The 19,322-nt window shown below is 65.4% G+C and carries 20 protein-coding genes; 7 read left to right on the top strand and 13 right to left on the bottom strand.

Going from position 1 to position 19,322, the window contains the following annotated elements; genetic code table 11:
* Position 1 precedes the first annotated feature (1 nt).
* Positions 2–448: a DUF6691 family protein gene (locus ACZ50Q_RS26960; RefSeq protein WP_464080039.1), complete on the top strand. Its 447-nt coding sequence runs from the start codon at positions 2–4 to the stop codon at positions 446–448.
* Positions 449–453: 5 nt separating this feature from the next.
* Here the strand turns inward: ACZ50Q_RS26960 and ACZ50Q_RS26955 are convergent, their stop codons facing one another.
* From ACZ50Q_RS26955 to ACZ50Q_RS26925, 7 genes are all read right to left on the bottom strand, one after another.
* Positions 454–1,722 carry a phenylacetate--CoA ligase family protein gene (locus ACZ50Q_RS26955; RefSeq protein ID WP_092579287.1) on the bottom strand — a complete coding sequence of 423 codons (1,269 nt, stop codon included), beginning with the start codon at positions 1,720–1,722 and terminating at the stop codon, positions 454–456.
* Between the two features lie 81 nt (positions 1,723–1,803).
* The gene (locus ACZ50Q_RS26950) at positions 1,804–2,640 is read right to left on the bottom strand and encodes an ABC transporter ATP-binding protein (RefSeq protein WP_092579285.1); all 837 of its coding nucleotides are present in this window, start codon (positions 2,638–2,640) and stop codon (positions 1,804–1,806) included.
* A gap of 106 nt (positions 2,641–2,746) precedes the next feature.
* Positions 2,747–4,084 (bottom strand): ABC transporter substrate-binding protein, encoded by a 1,338-nt coding sequence (locus ACZ50Q_RS26945; protein ID WP_092579283.1) that lies wholly within the window; start codon positions 4,082–4,084, stop codon positions 2,747–2,749.
* A gap of 133 nt (positions 4,085–4,217) precedes the next feature.
* Positions 4,218–5,282, bottom strand: a complete 1,065-nt coding sequence (locus ACZ50Q_RS26940; protein WP_092579281.1) for a branched-chain amino acid ABC transporter permease — start codon at positions 5,280–5,282, stop codon at positions 4,218–4,220.
* Between the two features lie 25 nt (positions 5,283–5,307).
* Entirely contained in the window at positions 5,308–6,237 is a 930-nt protein-coding gene (locus ACZ50Q_RS26935) for a branched-chain amino acid ABC transporter permease (protein ID WP_092579279.1), read from the bottom strand.
* Between the two features lie 11 nt (positions 6,238–6,248).
* Complete coding sequence (locus ACZ50Q_RS26930) at positions 6,249–7,046, bottom strand: ABC transporter ATP-binding protein (protein WP_092579277.1); 798 nt, start codon at positions 7,044–7,046, stop codon at positions 6,249–6,251.
* Between the two features lie 5 nt (positions 7,047–7,051).
* On the bottom strand, positions 7,052–9,028 hold the full coding sequence (locus ACZ50Q_RS26925; protein ID WP_464080038.1) for an AMP-dependent synthetase/ligase: 1,977 nt from the start codon (positions 9,026–9,028) through the stop codon (positions 7,052–7,054).
* Between the two features lie 171 nt (positions 9,029–9,199).
* Here ACZ50Q_RS26925 and ACZ50Q_RS26920 point away from each other — a divergent pair, with 171 nt between their 5' ends.
* The 3 genes from ACZ50Q_RS26920 (at position 9,200) to ACZ50Q_RS26910 (ending at position 11,024) form a co-directional block, all read left to right on the top strand.
* Positions 9,200–9,907, top strand: a complete 708-nt coding sequence (locus ACZ50Q_RS26920) for a Crp/Fnr family transcriptional regulator (RefSeq protein WP_076518495.1) — start codon at positions 9,200–9,202, stop codon at positions 9,905–9,907.
* 61 nt (positions 9,908–9,968) lie between these two features.
* Positions 9,969–10,430, top strand: coding sequence for a MarR family winged helix-turn-helix transcriptional regulator (locus ACZ50Q_RS26915; protein WP_076518496.1), 462 nt, complete (start codon positions 9,969–9,971; stop codon positions 10,428–10,430).
* Positions 10,431–10,598: 168 nt separating this feature from the next.
* Complete coding sequence (locus ACZ50Q_RS26910) at positions 10,599–11,024, top strand: organic hydroperoxide resistance protein (protein WP_092579271.1); 426 nt, start codon at positions 10,599–10,601, stop codon at positions 11,022–11,024.
* A gap of 159 nt (positions 11,025–11,183) precedes the next feature.
* Here ACZ50Q_RS26910 and ACZ50Q_RS26905 read toward each other — a convergent pair whose 3' ends face one another.
* Positions 11,184–11,816: a LysE/ArgO family amino acid transporter gene (locus ACZ50Q_RS26905; RefSeq protein WP_464080037.1), complete on the bottom strand. Its 633-nt coding sequence runs from the start codon at positions 11,814–11,816 to the stop codon at positions 11,184–11,186.
* A gap of 147 nt (positions 11,817–11,963) precedes the next feature.
* Here ACZ50Q_RS26905 and ACZ50Q_RS26900 point away from each other — a divergent pair, with 147 nt between their 5' ends.
* Both ACZ50Q_RS26900 and ACZ50Q_RS26895 read left to right on the top strand, forming a co-directional pair.
* A complete protein-coding gene (locus ACZ50Q_RS26900; RefSeq protein ID WP_076518499.1) occupies positions 11,964–12,863 on the top strand; it encodes a LysR family transcriptional regulator ArgP in 900 nt (299 codons plus the stop codon).
* An 18-nt stretch (positions 12,864–12,881) separates the two neighbouring features.
* Complete coding sequence (locus tag ACZ50Q_RS26895) at positions 12,882–13,373, top strand: copper chaperone PCu(A)C (RefSeq protein WP_092579267.1); 492 nt, start codon at positions 12,882–12,884, stop codon at positions 13,371–13,373.
* Between the two features lie 251 nt (positions 13,374–13,624).
* Here ACZ50Q_RS26895 and gdhA read toward each other — a convergent pair whose 3' ends face one another.
* Together gdhA and ACZ50Q_RS26885 are read right to left on the bottom strand one after the other, a co-directional pair.
* Positions 13,625–14,971, bottom strand: coding sequence for an NADP-specific glutamate dehydrogenase (gdhA, locus tag ACZ50Q_RS26890; RefSeq protein ID WP_092579265.1), 1,347 nt, complete (start codon positions 14,969–14,971; stop codon positions 13,625–13,627).
* 413 nt (positions 14,972–15,384) lie between these two features.
* Entirely contained in the window at positions 15,385–16,179 is a 795-nt protein-coding gene (locus ACZ50Q_RS26885; RefSeq protein WP_076518502.1) for an exodeoxyribonuclease III, read from the bottom strand.
* A gap of 130 nt (positions 16,180–16,309) precedes the next feature.
* Here ACZ50Q_RS26885 and pyrE point away from each other — a divergent pair, with 130 nt between their 5' ends.
* Positions 16,310–16,996: an orotate phosphoribosyltransferase gene (gene pyrE, locus ACZ50Q_RS26880; RefSeq protein ID WP_464080036.1), complete on the top strand. Its 687-nt coding sequence runs from the start codon at positions 16,310–16,312 to the stop codon at positions 16,994–16,996.
* Here the strand turns inward: pyrE and ACZ50Q_RS26875 are convergent.
* From ACZ50Q_RS26875 to gatB, 3 genes are all read right to left on the bottom strand, one after another.
* Positions 16,911–17,486 carry a type II toxin-antitoxin system VapC family toxin gene (locus ACZ50Q_RS26875; protein ID WP_464080035.1) on the bottom strand — a complete coding sequence of 192 codons (576 nt, stop codon included), beginning with the start codon at positions 17,484–17,486 and terminating at the stop codon, positions 16,911–16,913. The genes pyrE and ACZ50Q_RS26875 overlap by 86 nt on opposite strands.
* Entirely contained in the window at positions 17,483–17,734 is a 252-nt protein-coding gene (locus tag ACZ50Q_RS26870) for a hypothetical protein (RefSeq protein ID WP_092579261.1), read from the bottom strand. The genes ACZ50Q_RS26875 and ACZ50Q_RS26870 overlap by 4 nt, the downstream gene beginning before the upstream one ends.
* A 126-nt stretch (positions 17,735–17,860) precedes the next feature.
* Positions 17,861–19,318, bottom strand: a complete 1,458-nt coding sequence (gatB, locus tag ACZ50Q_RS26865; RefSeq protein WP_076521903.1) for an Asp-tRNA(Asn)/Glu-tRNA(Gln) amidotransferase subunit GatB — start codon at positions 19,316–19,318, stop codon at positions 17,861–17,863.
* Positions 19,319–19,322: the final 4 nt, after the last annotated feature.

Here is a 19,322-nt window from a genome sequence, read left to right as displayed (position 1 = left end):
CATGGCCGCACTCTACGCTTTCGCCGCCGGTCTCGTCTTTGGCCTGGGCCTGCTCGTGTCGGGGCTAGCCGATCCCGCGCGCGTGCTGGGTTTTCTGGACCTGGCCGGACTGTGGAATCCCACGCTTGCCTTCGTGATGGGCGGCGCCGTGCTGGCCACCAGCATCGGCTACGCGCTCCTGCGGCGGCGCACGCACAGCCTGTCGGGCGAACCCCTGCGCTGGCCGCAGGCCACGCGGATCGATTGGCGCCTGGCCGGCGGCAGCCTGGCGTTCGGCGTGGGCTGGGGGCTGGCGGGCTTCTGCCCGGGGCCGGCGCTGGTCGCCGCGGCGGCGGGCATTAGCGAAGCCGCGATCTTCGCGGCGGCCATGATCGCCGGCATGCTGATCCACGCGGTCATCGAGCGCGCGCGGCGCCGCGCCAGTGACGCGGCCACCCCCCGCGCCTAGCCCCGCTACTCGTACGTCCGGATGTCGTCGATGACCTTGCCATCGTTCGGCAGGCCGCCCTCGGCCACCCACTCGACGTCGGCGCGCAGCTTGGTCACGTCGCGCGCCGAGTCGGCGATGCGCCGGGCCAGCGCGTCGCTCTGGTCCCGCGTTTCCACCTTCAGCACCATGCGGTCCGAGCCGGTGGTGCCGCTGATGACGAGCCGGGCCCGCAGGATCTCCGGGTGCCGCCGCGCCACATCGGCCACTTGCGACGGATGCACGAACATGCCGCGCACCTTGGTGGTCTGGTCGGCGCGTCCCATCCAGCCCCGGATGCGCGTGTTGGTGCGTCCGCAGGGCGAGATGCCGGGCATGACCGCGGACAGATCGCCGGTGCCGAAGCGCACCAGCGGGTAATCGGGGTTCAGCGTGGTCACGACCACTTCGCCGACTTCGCCCTCGGGCACGGGTTCGCCGGTGCCCGGACGCACGATTTCCACGATGATGTCCTCGCCCACCACCAGTCCCTCGCGGGCGGGCGTCTCGAACGCGATCATGCCCAGGTCCGCGCTGCCGTAGGCCTGGTAGCCGTCGATCCCGCGCGCGGCCAGCCAGTCGCGCAGCGACGGAGGAAAGGCCTCGCCCGAGACCAGCGCGCGGCGCAGCGAATCGAGCTTCACGCCCAGTTCGTCCGACTTTTCCAGGATGATCTTCAGGAAGCTCGGCGTGCCGGTGTAACCGCTTGGCGCCAGGTCCTGGATCGCGCGCACCTGCTGTTCGGTCTGGCCGGTGCCGCCCGGGAACACCGTGCAGCCCACGGCATGGGCCGCGGTTTCCATCATCGAGCCGGCCGGCGTGAAGTGATAGGAAAAGCAGTTGTAGGCCAGTTCGCCAGCGCGAAAGCCCGCGGCGTACAGGGCGCGGGCAAAGCGCCAGTAATCCGACCGCGCGCTTTCCGGTTCGTAGATCGGGCCGGGTGAGGCGAACACGCGCATGGCCTGGCCCCAGCCGATGGCGGAAAAGCCGCCGAAGGCCTTTTCGGGGCCCGCGGCACGGCTTGCGTCGTCGCGGCTGAGCTGCTGGCGCTCCAGCAGTTCGTGCTTGCGCAGCACGGGCAGCCGGGCCAGGGCCTCGCGCGAGGTGATCATGGCGGGGTCGACGCCGCGCAGTTGCTCGGCAATGGCCGGCGCGCGCGCGACCGCCCGCGCAATCGCCCCAGGCAGGGCGGCCATCAGATCGCGCTCGCGTTGCTCGGGCGCGCGGGTTTCGAGGTCATCGAAAAACTCGGACATGGGATCGCACCTTCTCGTGTGCCGGTTTGCGGCGCCGTTGCCAGCGCCATGCGGCAAGCGCTGGCTTGCGCGCGTCGGGAATCAGGCCAGCCAGCGTTTGCGGCGGCGATAGAACTTGTTGTCTCGGAAACTCTTGCGTTCCCCGCTGGAAATGCCCAGGTAGAACTCCTTGACGTCCTCGTTTTGCGCCAGGTCGGAAGCGGCGCCGTCCATCATCACGCGCCCGTTTTCCAGGATGTAGCCGTAATCGGCGTACCGGAGCGCGATGTTGGTGTTCTGTTCCGCCAGCAGGAAGCTCACGCGCTCGCGCTGGTTCAGATCGCGCACGATCTCGAAGATCTCTTCGACGATCTGCGGCGCCAGGCCCATGGACGGCTCGTCCAGCAGGATCATGTTGGGATTGGCCATCAACGCGCGTCCGATCGCGGTCATCTGCTGCTCGCCGCCCGAGGTGTATCCGGATTGGCTGGTGCGGCGTTGCTTCAGGCGCGGGAAGTACTGATAGACCCGTTCCAGCGCCGCGCTGGTGTCGGCGCGGCTCATGCTGCGGGTGTAGGCCCCGGTCAGCAGGTTCTCCTCGATGGTGAGGTGGGCAAAGCAATGCCGGCCCTCCATCACCTGCACGACGCCGCGCTTGACCAGCTCGGCGGGCGTCAGCCTTTCGATGCGCTGGCCGCGGTACTGGATGTGGCCCTTGGTGACGTCCCCGCGCTCGCCCTTGAGCAGGTTCGAGATCGCGCGCAGCGTGGTGGTCTTGCCCGCGCCGTTCGCGCCCAGCAGCGCCACGATGCGGCCTTCCGGCACCTGCAGGGATACCCCCTTGAGCACCAGGATCACGTGGTTGTAGATCACCTCGATGCCGTTCACATCGAGCAGCACCTTGGGCGCGTCGGCGGCGGCGATATTGGCGTCGTTCATAAACATTCCTGCAGCGTGGCGGCGGCCGGCCGTCAAGGCGGCCGCCGGTTCATATCAACATGCATTGCGCGCCCGCCGCGTTGTCGCGACGGGCGCTCCAGGGGCATCACTCACACTTGCGGGGGGTAATGTTCTTTTCCTTGGCGTACTTGGCGGCCGATTCCTTGACCATGGGGTCCAGGATCGACTTGTCCGACTGATACCAGTCGGAAACGACCTTGAACTTGGAACCGTCCCACTGCACGATGCGGGCCCAGTCGTCGCCCATGTGGTTGGCGCACGAGGTCTTGACCGGACGCATGATCTGGCCAAAGCCCAGCTTGTCGAGCTTTTCCTGGGTCAGGTCCAGGTTCTCGAAGCCCCAGCGCACCTGTTCCGGCGTCAGCGCCTTGCCCTTGCCGAACTTCTCCTGCGCGGCGCGGATGGCTTCCACCTGCAGCATCGAGATCATCATGCCGCGCGTATGGGCGATGGTGCCCAGCGTGGTGTTGCCGGTCTTGTCCGAGCCCTGGCCCTTGTCGTAGACGTACTTCTTCAAGTCGTCGTAGACCTTGTCGGTGTCGGCGCCGCTGTTGTGGACCGTGATGGCGTTGTAGCCCTTGGCGACATCGCCCAGGTCCTTGACGTCGCCTTCGGAGCCGGCCCACCAGATCGCGTACATCTTGTCGCGCGGATAGCCGCTGGCCTGCGCCTCGCGGATGGCGGTGGGCGTCATGATGCCGGCGCTCCACAGCAGCACGTAGTTGGGGCGGGCCTGGCGGATTTGCAGCCAGGTGGACTTTTGCTCCACGCCGGGGGCGGTCACGGGGTACAGCAGCAGTTCGAAGCCTTCCTTGGCCGCGCGCTTCTGCAGCAGCGGGATCGGCTCCTTACCGTAGGGCGAATCGTGGTAGACCAGGGCGATCTTCTTGCCCTTGAGCTTGTTCATGCCGCCTTCTTTCTTGGCGATGTCCTGGATCATCACGTCGGCCGCGGTCCAGTACGTGCCCAGCAGCGGGAAGTTCCACTGGAACACGCTGCCGTCCACGGACTGCGACAGGCCGTAGCCCATCGTTTCGACCGGCACCTTGTCGATGATCGCCTTGTCGCTGACCGCGAAGGTGATGCCGGTGGATTGGGTGTCGAAGCCCGACGCGCCGGTGCCCTTGCCCTTCAGGCGTTCGTAGCACTCCACGCCGCGGTCCGTGGCGTAGGAGGTTTCGCATTCTTCGTACGTGATCTTGACGCCGTTCACGCCGCCATCGCGCTCGTTGATGAGCTTCAGGTAGTCCAGCTTGCCGTCGGCCCAGGGAATGCCCAGCGGCGCGAACGAGCCCGTGCGATACACCAGCAACGGAACGAACTGCTCTTCGGCCGCCATCGCCGGCGTGACCACGGCGCTTGCGGCGCCGGCTGCGGCCATTAGGGCTGCCGCCAACTTCAGGTTAAGACGCTTCATCTCCATTTACCTCCTGCGTGGTGCTTGGGTAGTAGACCCTGGGACACCGGGATTGGCCCGGTCTGGAGCCGGGTATTCGGGACGCAGATCCGGGGCGGTCGTGCCGCGACGGATCCACGGAAGTCAAAACGAAACGTGATCAGTGGGGGAACGGCCAGATCCTCAGCTTTTCCTTGCCGATGCTCCACAGGCGCGCCAGGCCGTGCGGCTCGGCGATCAGGAAGAACACGATCAGCGCGCCGAACACCATGTGTTCGATGTGGGCCGCGGTGTCCACCGCCAGCGGCAGTCCCAGCATGTGCGGAATGTTGGACAAGGCCACGGGAACCAGCACGATGAACGCGGCGCCGAAAAAGCTGCCGATGATCGAGCCCAGGCCGCCGATGATGACCATGAACAGGAGCTGGAACGAGCGCCCGAGGTCGAATGCCAGTGGCTCCCACGAACCGAGGTGGATGTAGCCCCACAACGCCCCGGCCACGCCGACGATGAACGAGCTGACCGCGAACGCCGTCAGCTTGGCGTACATGGGACGGATGCCGATGACCGAGGCGGCCACGTCCATGTCGCGGATCGCCATCCACTGCCGGCCGATCGCGCCGCGCACCAGGTTCTTGGCCAGCAGGCTGAATACCACCACCAGGATCAGCACGAACAGGTACTTCTCCATGGCGCTCTGCACCGGCAGCCCGAAGGCCGTCAGCGGCGGCACCGACACGCTGCCCGAGGACGAGTAGTTGGTAAAGAACGGAATGCGCAGGAACGCCCAATCCACGAAGAATTGTGCGGCCAGCGTCGCGACCGCCAGGTACAGGCCGCGGATGCGCAGGCTGGGTATGCCGAAGATCACGCCGACGACGGTGGCAAAGCACCCGCCCAGCAGGATCTGCAGGATGAGCGGCATGCCCGGAAAGCGCACGCCGAAGTTCCAGGCGGCATAGGCGCCCACCGCCATGAATGCGCCGGTCCCCAACGAGATCTGGCCGCAGTAGCCGACCAGGATATTCAGGCCCACGGCGGCCAGCGCCAGGATCAGGAACGGGATCAGGATGGCGCGCAGCAGGTAGTCGCTGGCCAGCGCCGGGACGGCGATGAACGCCACCGCCATCAGCAGCCCGATGAAGACGCGATCCTGGCGGATCGGGAAGATCTGCTGGTCAGCGCGATAGCTGGTCTTGAATTGGCCGTTTTCGCGATAGAACATGTTTTATCCTTGGTGAGCCGCGGGCTTAGACGCGGTCGATGATCTTCTCGCCGAACAGTCCTTGCGGACGGAACAGCAGGAACACCAGCGCCAGCACGTAGGCGAACCAGATTTCGATGCCGCCTCCCACGAGCGACCCCAGATAGACCTCGGACAGCTTTTCTCCCACGCCGATGATCAGGCCGCCCAGGATGGCGCCCGGCACCGACGTCAGGCCGCCCAGGATGACGACCGGCAGCGCGCGCAGCGCAGCGGTGGACAACGTGAACTGCACGCCGAACTTCGAGCCCCAGATGATCCCGGCCACCAGGGCGACCAGCCCCGCCACGCTCCAGACGATGACCCAGATGCGGTTCAGGGGAATGCCGATGGACTGCGCGGCCTGGTGGTCGTCGGCCACGGCGCGCAGCGCGCGGCCGGTGGAGGTGTACTGGAAGAACAGGGCGAGCGTCGCCACCAGGAGCGCCGCGATGACGGCGGCCGTCAGGTCCTCCAGGTTGATCAGCAGGCCGCCCTCGAACACCGAGTCCAGGACCAACAGGGGATCCTTGGGCATGCCCACGCTGATGGAATACACCGAGCTGCCGAACGTGATCTGGCCCAGGCCGTCCAGGAAGTAGCTGATGCCCAGCGTGGCCATCAGCAGTGTCGTGGCCTCCTGGTTGACCAGGTGGCGCAGCACGAAGCGTTCGATCGCCACCGCCAGCAGGAACATCACGAAGGCGCTGACGATGAATGCCAGCACGTTGGCCAGGATCATGTTGTCAAAGCCCAGCCACTGCGGCAGCCATTCCGAGAAGCGCGCCATGGACAGGGCGGCCACCAGCACCATCGCGCCCTGCGCGAAGTTGAAGACGCCGGACGCCTTGAAGATCAGCACGAAGCCCAGGCCGATCAGCGCGTACAGCATGCCGCTCATCAGGCCGCCGAGGAAGGTCTCTAGAAAAAATCCCATGTCTGTCCGCCTTAATGCGACACGCCGAGGTAGGCGCGGATCACGTCTTCGTTGGCACGGACCTCGTCCGGCTTGCCGTCGCCGATCTTTTTGCCGTAGTCCAGCACCACCACCCGGTCGGAGATGTCCATGACCACGCCCATGTCGTGTTCGATCAGCACGATGGTGGTGCCGAACTCGTCGTTCACGTCCAGGATGAAGCGGCTCATGTCCTGCTTTTCTTCGATGTTCATGCCGGCCATCGGCTCATCGAGCAGCAACAGGCGCGGCTCCATCGCCAGCGCGCGGCCCAGGTCGACGCGCTTTTGCAGGCCGTAGGGCAGGCGGCCGACCGGCGTCTTGCGGTAGGCCTGGATCTCGAGGAAGTCGACGATGTTCTCGACGAACTCGCGGTGCTGGATTTCCTCGCGCTCGGCCGGCCCCAGGCGCAGCGCCTGCGCCAGCAGGCCGCTCTTCATGCGCAGGTTGCGGCCCGTCATGATGTTGTCCAGCACGCTCATGCCCTTGAAGAGCGCCAGGTTCTGGAACGTGCGCGCGATGCCCATTTCGGCGGCGCGCCTCGGGTTCATCTTCGAAAACCGCTCGCCACGGAACTGGATGCCGCCCTGCTGCGGTGTGTAGACCCCGTTGATGACGTTGAGCATGGAGCTCTTGCCGGCGCCGTTGGGACCGATGATGGCGCGGATTTCATGTTCGCGCACGTTGAAGGAGATGTCCGTCAGCGCCTTGACGCCGCCGAAGGACAGGGAGATGTTCTGCATGTCCAGCATGACATCGCCGATACGCTGGTCGCGGTCGTTGTTGCTCATGGTCTCTACGCGGCTCGGGCGGTGATGGCGGGAAACGTCTTGACCGGGCGGATTTTCAGGTCCGCTGCAATCTTGCCGGTGCGTCCGTCTTCGAATTTCACTTCGGTCTCGATGAACTGCGACTGCTTGCCGCCAAAGAGCGCATCGATCAGCACGCCGTACTTCTGCGCGATGAAGGCGCGGCGCACCTTGCGCGTGCGGGTCAGCTCGTCGTCGTCGGGGTCGAGCTCTTTGTGCAGGATCAGGAACCGGCTCACCTGCGACGCCGCCAGCTTGGGATCGGTGGCCAGGTCTGCGTTGACCTGTTCCACGCATTCCGCGATGAGCTGGTAGACCTCGTCCTTGCCTGCCAGGTCGGTGTAGCCGGCGTAGGGCAGGCCGCGGCGCTCGGCCCAGTTGCCCACGGCTTCCAGGTCGATGTTGATGAAGGCGCACACGTCTTCGCGCCCCGCGCCGAACGCGACCGCTTCCTTGATGTGCTGGAAGAACTTGAGCTTGTTCTCGATGTACTTGGGCGCGAACAGGCTGCCGTTGGCGAGCTTGCCCACGTCCTTGGCGCGGTCGATGATCTTCAGTTGCCCATCGGTGTCCAGATAGCCCGCGTCGCCCGTGTGGAACCAGCCGTCGGCGCTGCGCGCCTCGGCGGTGGCGTCCGGGTTGCGGTAGTACTCCTTGAAGAGGCCGGGGCTCTTGACCAGGATCTCGCCGTTGTCGGCGACGCGGATTTCCACGCCCGCGACGGGCGGGCCGACCGTGTCGTCGCGCACGTGGCCGTCCGGCTGCACGCAGACGAACACCGAGGTCTCGGTGGACCCGTACAGCTGCTTGAGGTTGATGCCGATGGAGCGGTAGAAGACGAAGAGGTCGGGGCCGATGGCCTCGCCGGCCGTGTAGGCCACGCGCACACGGCTCATGCCCAGCGCGTTGCGCAGCGGGCCATAGATCAGCACGTTGCCGACCGCGTAGCGCATGCGGTCCCAGGCGTTCACGGATTCGCCGTCCAGGATCTTCGCGCCCACGCGGCGCGCGAGCTTCATGCAGGCGGCGAACAGCTTGCGCTTGAGCCAGCCGGCGTCCTCCATGCGGATCATCACATGCGTCAGCAGCCCTTCCAGCACGCGCGGCGGCGCAAAATAATAGGTGGGGCCGATGTCGCGCATGTCGATCGACACGGTGTCGGGCGACTCGGGATGGTTCACCGTGAATCCGGTCACCAGCAGCTGCGTGTACGAGAACATGTTCTGGCCGATCCACGCGGGCGGCAGGTACGCCAGAACGTCTTCCTGGTCGGTCAGATTTTCCATGTCGGAGACGGCGCGCGCGCGGTCGATCAGCGCATGGTGGGTCAGCACCACGCCCTTGGGCTTGCCCGTCGTGCCCGACGTGTAGAACATCGCCGCGGCATCGTGCGGCTGCACGGCGGCCACGGCGCGCGCATAGAAATCAGGGTGTTGCGCGGCGAATTCGCGGCCCAGCTCTTCCAGGCGCTCATAAGAGAGCAGCATGGGGTCGGCGTAATGGCGCAGGCCGCGCGGATCGTCGAACACGACGTGCTTGAGGGCGGGGCATTGCTCGCGCACCTCGATCATCTTGTCGACCTGTTCCTGGTCTTCGACGACCGCGACGCTGACCTCCGCGTCCTGCAGCACGTAGACCATCTCTTGCGCGACCGCATCCTGATAGAGCGGCACGGGGATCGCGCCCAGCGACTGCGCGGCCATCATGGCCATGTACAGGCGGGGACGGTTTTCACCGATGACGGCCACGTGCATGCCGGGCTGGATGCCAAGCGATGCGAGACCGTTCGCGACGTGACGGACGTGCTCCGCCACTTCGGACCAGGTCAGGGTTTGCCAGATACCCAGGTCTTTCTCTCGTATCGCGGGCCGCGACCCGCGAACGTTGGCATGCGCGAGCAGCAGCGCCGGAAAGGTGTCCGGCGCCGCCGGCATCTGTGCAGATGCGGGCGATGAATGTGCCACGTTGTCTCCTCCGGTTTGGGCGCATCGCGCCTGGCGCCCGTAATGAAACGGCGGTGGCGTCGGCGAGCTTGACCAGTTGGTTTTAGATTTACGGCAGCAGTTAAGGTATAAGGTTGGGTTGCTACCAACTGTCACCATCGCGACATTCAAGGACCTTTTAGGGTATTCCCGATGCAGCTATCCGACTCCCTGCAACTCGCCGCCGCCTGGTTTCGCGTGCTCAACGCCGAACAGCAAGCGCGCGTGGAGCGGGACCTATCCGTGCAGCAGGTGGTTGCCGGGTCGATCATAGAGCGCAAAGGCGAACTCGCACAGGCTTGGATCGGCGTACTCGCGGGGTTGGTCAAGGTGTCGGTCGGCAATTCCGAAGGCAAGGTCGCTTCGCTGACCGGCGTGCCCGCCGGCGGCTGGATCGGCGAGGGGTCGCTGCTCAAGCGCGAGGTCCGCAAGTACGACATCGTTGCGCTGCGCGATTCGGTCGTGGCCCGCCTGCCCGGCACGACCTTCGACTGGTTGCTGGATACCAGTATTCCCTTCAACCGCTATCTGCTCCACCAATTGAACGAGCGCGTCGCGCAGTTCATCGGCAAGGCGGAGTACGACCGCCTGCTGGACCCCGATGCGCGCGTCGCCCGCTGCCTGGCCGAGCTCTTCAACCCTTTGCTGTATCCCGGGATGGGCATGCGCCTGACCATTACGCAGGAAGAAGTCGGCTATCTGGCCCGGGTTTCGCGTCAGCGCGCCAATCAGGCGCTGCGCAAGCTCGAGGAAGCCGGCCTGCTGAACGTGGAATATGGGGCGGTGCGGGTGCTGGACCTGGACGGCCTGAAGCTCTACGGCTCGGACCGCGGCGGGGCGGAAGGAGAGCAGGCGGCCTGAGCCGCGCGGATTGCCCGAAAAAAGGCTTGACGATAAATCGCGCGCTATTTAATATTGCGCCATGAAATCCAGAACCAAGACCAAAGGCGCTTTCAACCCGCTGCTGCTGGACAGCCAGTTGTGCTTCGCCCTGTACTCGACCTCGCTGGCGATGAACAAGGTGTACCGCAAGCTGTTGCGCGGGCTGGATCTGACCTACCCGCAGTACCTGGTGATGCTGGTGCTGTGGGAGGGCGACGAGATCACGGTGACGGATATCGGCGACCGCCTGTTCCTGGACTCCGCCACGCTCACGCCGCTGCTCAAGCGCCTGGAGGCCGCGGGCCTGGTGACGCGCCAGCGCGCCGTGGACGACGAACGCCAGGTGATAGTAGGCCTGACCAGACAGGGCCGCGACCTGCGGGAAAAGGCTGAAGCCGTGCCCCATTCGGTCGCCGCGGCCGCGCAGTGCTCGCTGGACGAGGCGCAGGGCATGATGAAGACGTTGCATGCGCTGCGGGAGAAGCTGGTCGAAAGTCTTTGAGAAGCCAGGACGATGCCTGTCATCGTCCGGTCTAATAAGTAGTGCACGATATGATCGTGCGATATTGAAATGGCAGTATTGCAATGGCAAGTCAGCGGTAACCGCCGAACCGGGAATGGGTCCCGAGAAGGCAAGCAGTCCCACTTTTCATCCAAAAGGAAACGCACCATGTCCATCGAAAAAGTCCTCTACCGTGCCAGCGCCACCGCAACCGGAGGCCGTGAAGGCCGTGGCGTCAGCGACGACGGCAACCTGGACGTCAAGCTGACCACGCCGCGCGAACTGGGCGGCGCCGGCGCCGCGGGCACCAACCCGGAGCAACTGTTCGCCGTTGGATACGCGGCCTGCTTCCTGGGCGCCATGAAGTTCGTCGCCAACCGCGACAAGATCGCGATCCCCGCGGACGTCTCGGTCAACGGCAACGTCGGCATCGGCGCGATCCCCACCGGTTTCGGCATCGAAGTCGAGCTGAAGATCTCGCTGCCGGGCCTGGACCGCGAGCAAGCGGAAAAGCTGGTGGCGGCGGCGCACATCGTCTGCCCGTATTCCAATGCGACGCGCGGCAATATCGATGTGACGCTGACGATCGTCTGAGGCCCACGTCGCCCCGTGGCGCGCCGCCCGCGCTGGCTCTCCTGCCAGGCGGCCGCGCCGCGGGAACCGGCGATTCGAAGACATAGCCCGGCATCAGCCGGGCTTTTTTGCGTCCCGCCCGTGCGGGCGAGGGCGGCGACGAGCAGGGGGGTGAGAGAGTCAGACGCCCTTGATGGCCAGGCTGAGCGCCAGGCCGGCCATGACCACGGCGATGACGCCGTCCAGCACGCGCCAGGCCGTGGCGCTGGCAAAGAAAGGGGCAAAGAGCCGCGAGCCGATGCCCAGCACCGCCAACCACAGCAGGCTGGCCGTGAAGGCGCCCGCGGCGAAGGCCATGCGCGCATCCTCGAAACCGTGTGCCAGCGAACCGACCACCACCATGTCCAGCCAGAAGTGCGGATTGAGCAGCGAAAAGCCCAGGGCGCCCAGCACGGCGGCACGGCGCGAAGGGACTACGTCGCGGGCCGCGGCCAGGCCGCCCGTCGCGGTCCATGCGCGGCGCGCGGATTGGGCCGCGTACCAGGTCAGGAAGGCCACGCCGAACCACAATACGGCAGTCGTCAGCCAGGGAAACGAGGCCGTCAGGGCTTGCAGGCCGGACACGCTGGCAAAAATGAAGACGGCGTCGATCAGCGCGCAGATGGCGACGACGCTCAGGAGGTGCGCGCGCATCAACCCCTGGCGCAGGATGAACGCGCTTTGCGCGCCCACCACGGCGAACAGGCCCAGGCCGGTGGCGGTGCCGCTGACCCAGGCGGTGAGGAATGCGGGGGATGACAAGGTGGCGAACATGATGCGATTACCTGTGACTGCAACGCCTGTGGCGGCGCTTTGATGGCTGGCCGGACGCGGGGAGCGTTCGGCAATGCGTCATTTTCCCTTGCCATGTGTATGAAATACAGCTAATTTTCCTTCACTATATTAAGTATTTCTAATCCAATGAAAATCGACCACGGGAACCTGCGCGCGTTGGCGGCGGTGGTGCGCGAAGGCAGCTTCGAACGGGCGGCGTTGTCCCTGAGCGTGACGCCGTCGGCGGTGTCGCAGCGCATCAAGGCGCTGGAAGACCGGATGGGCCGGCTGCTGGTCCAGCGCACCGTGCCCGCCGCAGCCACCGCGGACGGCCAGGTGCTGGTCCAGCTGGCCGAACAGACCGCGCTGCTGGAGCACGACGCGCTGAACCGGCTGGGCGTGGCCGACGACGACGTGCCGCACGCCAGCATTCCCATCGCGGTCAATCACGACAGCCTGGAAACCTGGTTCGTCGATGCGGCCCTGCAGTTCTCGACACGCACCCGCGCCACGCTGGACATGCTGTCCGAAGACCAGGACCACACCGCCGCGCTGCTGCGCAACGGGTCGGTGCTGGGCGCCGTGACCACGCTGGCCGATCCGGTGCAGGGTTGCCGCATCCACGCGCTGGGCAGCATGCGCTACGTGGCCACGTGCACGCCCGACTTCCACAAGCGCTACTTTTCCTCGGGCGTCAATGCGCAGACCCTGGCGCAGGCGCCGGTGCTGGTGTTCAACCGCAAGGACGCCCTGCAGGCGCGCTTTGCCCACAAGATCGCGGACCCCGCGCCGTGGGAGCCGCCGGTGTGGTGGGTCCCCTCGACGCGGGCCTTCGTGCAGGCCACGCTGGGCGGATTGGGCTGGACGATGAACCCGCTGCCGCTCGTGCAGGAGCACCTTGACGCCGGTCAACTGGTCCTGCTGCGCGGCCGCGCCTGGGAGGACGTGCCGCTCTACTGGCAGCATTGGCGGGTAAACTCCGAGGCGATGGAAGCCTTGACCGACTCGGTTCTGTCAGCCGCGCGCAGCCTGGTCAGGCGTCGTTAACGTCTCAGGAGGACACCAATGCACTTCCGCAAGTTTGTCGCCATTGCCGCTATTGGCCTGTGCACCGCCGGCACGGCGTGGGCCAAGGACTACAAGGTTGGACAGATCGAGGTCGATGACCTCTGGGTTCGCGCCTCCGCGCCGGGCCAGGCCAACGGCGCGGGGTACATGGATATCGACAACGACGCCAAGGCGCCGGACCGCCTGGTGTCGGTGACCTCGGACGCCGCGGAACGCGTGGAACTGCACACCGTGCAGACCGAAAACGGCGTGTCCCGGATGCGCCAGGTCGACGGCGGCATCCCGCTGCCCGCTGACGGCGGGGTCAAGCTCAGCCCGGGCGGTTATCACGTCATGTTCATCAAGCTGAAGGCCCCGTTCAAGGATGGCGCCACCGTGCCGGCCACGCTCAAGTTCGAAAAGGCGGGCGAAGTCGCCGTGGAGTTCAAGGTCAAGCCGGCTTCGCACAATCCCGGCATGAGCCACGACCATGGCGCCATGAAGCACTGATCTGCGCGGGCGGGCAAGGCCGCGCAGTGGGGTGCGGATGCCGGCGCGGATGCGGGCGTTGAAGCGGGCGCAAGGCCCCCTTGCTCCCGCCGTCTCAGGCAAAAAGAAGGCCGACTCAGCGAGTCGGCCTTTCCTTATGTACCGCCCGGGAAGCCGGGATGGGCCGTCGGGCGGTGCGGGCTCCGCGGGCGCGGATGAATGGGCCTGGATCAACAGGCCCGGATCAACGGGCGCGGATCAACGGGCCCGGCTCAATACAGGCCTTGCTGGCGCATCGCGTCCGCGACCTTGACGAAGCCGGCGATGTTGGCGCCGTCCAGATAGTTGACGTACTCGCGCTCGGTGTGGCCGTGGCGCACGCAGTTTTCGTGGATGTCGCGCATGATGGCGTGCAGGCGGGCGTCGACTTCGTCGCGGGTCCACGACAGGCGGGCCGAGTTCTGGGCCATTTCCAGGCCCGATACGGCCACGCCGCCGGCGTTGCTGGCCTTGCCCGGCGCATACAGCACGCGCGCGGCGATGAAGGCCTTGGCGGCGTCCAGCGTGGCGGGCATGTTGGCGCCTTCGGCGACGCACAGCACGCCGTTCTTGATGAGCGTCTGCGCATCGGCCAGTTCCAGCTCATTCTGCGTGGCGCAGGGCAGGGCGACATCGACGGGCACGTGCCACGGACGCTTGCCGGCTTCGTACTGCAGTCCGAACTGGCGGGCGTAGGTGTCCAGGCGGCCGCGCAGGTCATTCTTGATGTGCATCAGCGCCACGAGCTTTTCGTGATTGAAGCCCGCCTCGTCCACGACCGTGCCGCTCGAATCCGACACCGTGACCACGCGTGCGCCCAGCGACATCGCCTTCTCGATGGCGTATTGCGCCACATTGCCGGAGCCCGACACCGATACGCGCAGCCCGTCGAAGGACTTGCCCACACGCTTGAGCATTTCCTCGGCAAAGTAGACGGTGCCGTAGCCCGTGGCTTCGGGGCGGATCAGGCTGCCGCCGAAGGTCAGGCCCTTGCCGGTGAAGACGCTGGCGGTCGAATTGGACAGCTTCTTCATCATGCCGGCCATGAAACCGACCTCACGCGCGCCCACGCCGATATCGCCGGCGGGAACGTCGGTGTCCGGACCCAGGTGGCGGTACAGCTCGATCATCAGCGCCTGGCAGAAACGCATGACTTCGGCGTCGGACTTGCCCTTGGGATCGAAATCCGAGCCGCCCTTGCCGCCGCCCATGGGCAGCGTGGTCAGCGAGTTCTTCAAGGTCTGTTCAAAGGCCAGGAACTTCAGGATCGACAGGTTCACCGAGGGATGAAAACGCATGCCGCCCTTGAAGGGGCCGATCGCGGAGCTGTGCTGGATGCGGAAGGCGCGGTTGACCTGGGCGCGGCCCTGGTCGTCGGTCCAGCAAACGCGGAACTGGATGACGCGTTCCGGCTCGACCAGGCGCTCCAGCAAGGCGTGTTCGGCATAGTGGGGATGCTTTTCGACGAAAGGCCACAGACTGAGCATCACCTCCTGGACGGCTTGCATGTACTCGGGTTGCTGCGGGTCGCGCGCGGCGACGCCACGCAGGAAGTCGTCCAGACTCTGCACTTTCACCATGATCTCCTCGGGGGCGCTTCGAATAGGTGCGGAAATTGCGCCAGATTGGGGCGCTATCAGTTTGTTTTGGTGCAAGACTGCACCTGATTGGTGCGGCGATTGTAGGGGCAAAATGTTGCCCTGCGCAAAGCGGAAAATCGCGCCATCGCATTGATATCAAACGGATTTTTGCAAGCCAATAAATGGGGACGCAATAATGCGGGAGTATCCCCGGATATCGGCGGATAGCGGCCGCCGATGCTTGTCAGGCTTGAATTTTCAGGGGAAATTAATATGTCCCCATTTAAATGCCCGATACGCTCATAGGAGAGCGTCCGATGTTTTGCCGAGGCGGCATGCCGCCGGCGAGCCCGCACGGGCGGCATTGCGGCGAACGGGAACGCATTGCGTCCCCATTAATTTATTGAGAAAAATCAGGCTCGCAAGGTCGTGTCGTAATCGATCGTCAGGGGCGCATGATCCGAGAAGCGTTCGTCCTTGTAGATGGCGACGCTGCGTGCCTTGGCGGCGATGCCCGGCGTGGCGATCTGGTAATCGATACGCCACCCGACGTTCTTTGCCCAGGCCTGGCCCCGGTTGCTCCACCAGGTGTACTGGTCGGGCCGGTCGTCGATGGTGCGAAACACGTCCACGAAACCGCGCTTGTCGAAGACGTCAGTCAGCCAGGCGCGTTCTTCGGGCAGAAAGCCCGAATTCTTCATGTTGCCCTTCCAGTTCTTCAGGTCGATTTCCTTGTGGGCGATGTTCCAGTCGCCGCAAATGACGAATTCGCGGCCGGTCGTCTTGTGTTCGTGCATCAGGGCGTCGATCCACGGGCCGAACCGGTCCAGGAAGCGGTACTTCGCCTGCTGGCGTTCGTCGCCGCTGGAGCCCGAGGGCAGGTACGCGCTGATGATCGACAGGTCCTTCCAGTCGGCGCGGATGATGCGGCCTTCAGGGTCGAATTCCTCGCAGCCCAGGCCGTGGTTCACGCGCTCGGCGGCATCGCGCAGGTAGATGCCCACCCCGCTGTAGCCCTTTTTCACGGCATGGTGAAAGTGGCCGGTATAACCAGGCGGATGGCGCAGGTCGTCAGTCAGGTCCTCGTGGGAAACCTTGATCTCCTGCAGGCACAGCACGTCGGCGGCGTGCTTTTCCATCCACGGTTGCAGGCCCTTTTTGAAGGCGGACCGGATGCCATTGAGGTTGATCGACGTGATGCGCAGCAAAGCGAAACTCCTGTAATGCGGCCGCCGGTGGCGGACAATGCCAGGAATTTAACCGACTCGGCGGCGATGGTCCGGATGAGCCCCGACAGCGGATAAAATGCGGGGTCTTCCCTTTACCGGATCTACTTGCATGCCCGCCGCCCCGTCCTCCGTCACCGCCCTGGATTTCGTCCGCTTCGCCTTGAACGAGGGTGTGCTGCGCTTTGGCAGCTTCAAGGTCAAGTCCGGCCGGATGAGTCCCTATTTTTTCAACGCCGGCCTTTTCAATAGCGGCCGCTCGGTTGGCAAGCTGGCGCAGTTCTATGCGCAGGCGCTGCTGGACGCCGGTGTGGCGTTCGACATGCTTTTCGGGCCCGCCTACAAGGGCATCCCCCTGTCGACCGCGACGGCCGTGGCGCTGGCCAGCCATCCGGACCTGCAGGGCCGAAACGACGTGCCCTTTGCCTATAACCGCAAGGAAGCCAAGGACCACGGCGAAGGTGGCACGCTGGTCGGCGCCCCGCTCAAGGGCAAGGTCGTCATCATCGATGACGTGATCACGGCAGGGACCTCGGTGCGCGAGTCGGTTGAAATCATCCGCGCGGCTGGCGCGGAGCCGGCCGCGGTGCTGATCGCCATGGACCGCATGGAACGCGCGGGCCCGGACGACGCGCTGTCGCCGCATTCGGCCGTGCAGGACGTGGCCAAGACCTACGGCATTCCGGTGGTGGCGATTGCGTCGCTGGCGGACATCATGGCGCTGCTGCAGGACGACGCGGCGTTTGCCGAGCACCGCGATGCCGTGCAGGCTTATCGGGCGAAGTACGGGGTGAAGTAAGGCGGGGCCGGCGACTTGCCTGCCGGCTTTCGTAGTGAGTGACCGGGGATTCGAGCCGGTTGGCCGGCTTGTCCATTCCGATCACGACCACATCGCAGGCATGCGCCGCCTGCGCCAGCCGCTTGTCGAAAGTGGCCAACGCGGCGCCTTGCCACAGGGCGAGTTCCAGGTAGGACGCGTCGTACACCGTGAGCGCGTGTTGCCGCGCAAGCGATATGCTGCGGGACAGCCAGGCGGTGGCGTGGCGCGACTCATGGATCACCGGCGCCTTGTTCAATCGAGCGAAGAACGCAGCCAGCATGTCTGGCGTGGATTGTTGCTGCCGCTCGATGCGCAGTGCACCCTGCGCGACTTCCAGCGCCCAAATCAATGGGACGAGCGCGGGTTCGTCTGTCAGGTCTTCCAGGATGGCGAGCGCTTGAGCGCTGCATGTCTGGCTGGGCAGTTGCAGCCAACTCAGGGCGACCGACGCATCGAGCACGAGCTTCATTCGTGTATCCCCTTGACGGCATACCACCAGGTGGCTTCGTCCACGTAAGGGATCCCTTTGGTCTGCTTGAGGCCTTCGAGCGCGCGGTGCGCCTCTTCGGTCAGCAACGGATTGACTTGCCGAAGCTGGGCATAGGCCATGCCGTCCCGTGTGATGACGACACGGGTGCCGGTGTGGGCGGCTTCGATGAGTTCATCCAGTCGCTGCGCGACTTGTTCGTGCGGAATGGACAGGTATGGAGGTGTCATGGCCAAATCCCTGGGGCAATATCGACCAGACCATTCTTGGCCAAACAAAAGGCCGCGACAAGATGCCGCGGCCTTCGGATTGGTCTGATATTGCGCCGGCCCCGTGATGACGGGCTGGCCCGTCGATCAGCTATCCAGCTTCTGCTTGAGCAAATCGTTGACCTGCTGCGGGTTCGCCTTGCCGCGGGCGGCCTTCATGATCTGGCCGACCAGCGAGTTGAACGCCTTCTGCTTGCCCGCGCGGTACTCATCGACAATGGCCGGGTTGGCGGCCAGCACCTCGTCGATCATGGCGCCGATGGCGCCCGTGTCGCTGATCTGCTTCAGGCCGCGGGCCTCGATGATGGCGTCCGCGTCGCCGCCGTTTTCGCCGGCCCACATGGCGCCAAAGACTTCGCGCGCGATCTTGTTGGAGATCGTGCCGTCGATGATGCGGCCGATCAGGGCCGCCAGCGCCGGCGCCGCGACGGGCGATTCGGCGATGGTCTTTTCTTCCTTGTTGAGCGCGGCGGCGACTTCGCCCATGACCCAGTTGGACGCGAGCTTGGCCTGGCCGGCCGGCAGCGCGTTCGCGACGGCCTGGAAGTAGGCGGCCAGGTCGCGGCTGACGGTCAGTTGGGCGGCGTCGTAGGCGGGCAGGCCGTACTCGGACTCGAAGCGGGCGCGCTGGGCGGCCGGCAGCTCGGGCATGGCGGCGCGGACCTCGTCGACCCATTCGCTGGAGATCACCAGCGTGGGCAGGTCGGGATCGGGGAAGTAGCGGTAGTCGTGCGCGTCTTCCTTGCTGCGCATGCTGCGGGTTTCGTCGCGGTCGGCGTCGTACAGGCGGGTTTCCTGGACGACCGTGCCGCCGTCCTCGATCAGCTCGATCTGGCGGCGCGCTTCATAGATGATGGCGCGTTCCAGGAAGCGGAACGAGTTGACGTTCTTGATCTCGGTGCGGGTGCCGAATTCCTTCTGGCCCACGGGGCGCACCGACACGTTGGCGTCGCAGCGGAACGAGCCTTCCTGCATGTTGCCGTCGCAGATGCCCAGCCAGACGACCAGGCTGTGCAGCGCGCGGGCGTAGGCCACGGCCTCGGCCGCGGAGCGCATTTCGGGCTCGGTCACGATCTCCAGCAGCGGGGTGCCGGCGCGGTTCAGGTCGATGCCGCTGGCCGGGCCGCCATTGGACAGGCTGAAGTCGTCGTGCAGGGACTTGCCCGCGTCTTCTTCCAGGTGGGCGCGCGTCAGGTTGACGGTCTTTTCCTCTTCGCCGACAAAGAACGACAGCGAACCGCCCACCACCACCGGCAGCTCGTACTGGCTGATCTGGTAGCCCTTGGGCAGGTCGGGGTAGAAGTAGTTCTTGCGCGCAAAGACCGAGCGCGGCGCGATCTTGGCGCCCACGGCCAGGCCGAAGCGGATGGCGCGTTCGGCCGCGCCGCGGTTCATGACCGGCAGGCTGCCCGGCAGGGCCAGGTCGACTTCATTGGCCTGCGTGTTGGGCGCGGCGCCGAATCGCGTGCTGCTGCCCGAAAAAATCTTGGAGTCCGTGGAAAGCTGCGTGTGCGTTTCCAGGCCGATGACGATTTCCCAGTTCATGTTC

Source organism: Achromobacter sp. T5-5, from assembly GCF_055397965.1.
The sequence above is the reverse complement of the archived record's forward strand: the minus strand, read 5'-3'. Positions and strand labels throughout refer to the sequence as shown.

Coding starts and splice junctions, on each gene's coding strand:
- gatB (WP_076521903.1), bottom strand. CDS start 19,318: ATGAACTGGGAAATCGTCATCGGCCTGGAAACGCACACGCAGCTTTCC.
- ACZ50Q_RS26910 (WP_092579271.1), top strand. CDS start 10,599: ATGTCCATCGAAAAAGTCCTCTACCGTGCCAGCGCCACCGCAACCGGA.
- pyrE (WP_464080036.1), top strand. CDS start 16,310: ATGCCCGCCGCCCCGTCCTCCGTCACCGCCCTGGATTTCGTCCGCTTC.
- ACZ50Q_RS26955 (WP_092579287.1), bottom strand. CDS start 1,722: ATGTCCGAGTTTTTCGATGACCTCGAAACCCGCGCGCCCGAGCAACGC.
- ACZ50Q_RS26950 (WP_092579285.1), bottom strand. CDS start 2,640: ATGAACGACGCCAATATCGCCGCCGCCGACGCGCCCAAGGTGCTGCTC.
- gdhA (WP_092579265.1), bottom strand. CDS start 14,971: ATGGTGAAAGTGCAGAGTCTGGACGACTTCCTGCGTGGCGTCGCCGCG.
- ACZ50Q_RS26940 (WP_092579281.1), bottom strand. CDS start 5,282: ATGTTCTATCGCGAAAACGGCCAATTCAAGACCAGCTATCGCGCTGAC.
- ACZ50Q_RS26875 (WP_464080035.1), bottom strand. CDS start 17,486: ATGAAGCTCGTGCTCGATGCGTCGGTCGCCCTGAGTTGGCTGCAACTG.
- ACZ50Q_RS26870 (WP_092579261.1), bottom strand. CDS start 17,734: ATGACACCTCCATACCTGTCCATTCCGCACGAACAAGTCGCGCAGCGA.
- ACZ50Q_RS26915 (WP_076518496.1), top strand. CDS start 9,969: ATGAAATCCAGAACCAAGACCAAAGGCGCTTTCAACCCGCTGCTGCTG.
- ACZ50Q_RS26905 (WP_464080037.1), bottom strand. CDS start 11,816: ATGTTCGCCACCTTGTCATCCCCCGCATTCCTCACCGCCTGGGTCAGC.
- ACZ50Q_RS26920 (WP_076518495.1), top strand. CDS start 9,200: ATGCAGCTATCCGACTCCCTGCAACTCGCCGCCGCCTGGTTTCGCGTG.
- ACZ50Q_RS26900 (WP_076518499.1), top strand. CDS start 11,964: ATGAAAATCGACCACGGGAACCTGCGCGCGTTGGCGGCGGTGGTGCGC.
- ACZ50Q_RS26930 (WP_092579277.1), bottom strand. CDS start 7,046: ATGAGCAACAACGACCGCGACCAGCGTATCGGCGATGTCATGCTGGAC.
- ACZ50Q_RS26960 (WP_464080039.1), top strand. CDS start 2: ATGGCCGCACTCTACGCTTTCGCCGCCGGTCTCGTCTTTGGCCTGGGC.
- ACZ50Q_RS26945 (WP_092579283.1), bottom strand. CDS start 4,084: ATGGAGATGAAGCGTCTTAACCTGAAGTTGGCGGCAGCCCTAATGGCC.
- ACZ50Q_RS26895 (WP_092579267.1), top strand. CDS start 12,882: ATGCACTTCCGCAAGTTTGTCGCCATTGCCGCTATTGGCCTGTGCACC.
- ACZ50Q_RS26935 (WP_092579279.1), bottom strand. CDS start 6,237: ATGGGATTTTTTCTAGAGACCTTCCTCGGCGGCCTGATGAGCGGCATG.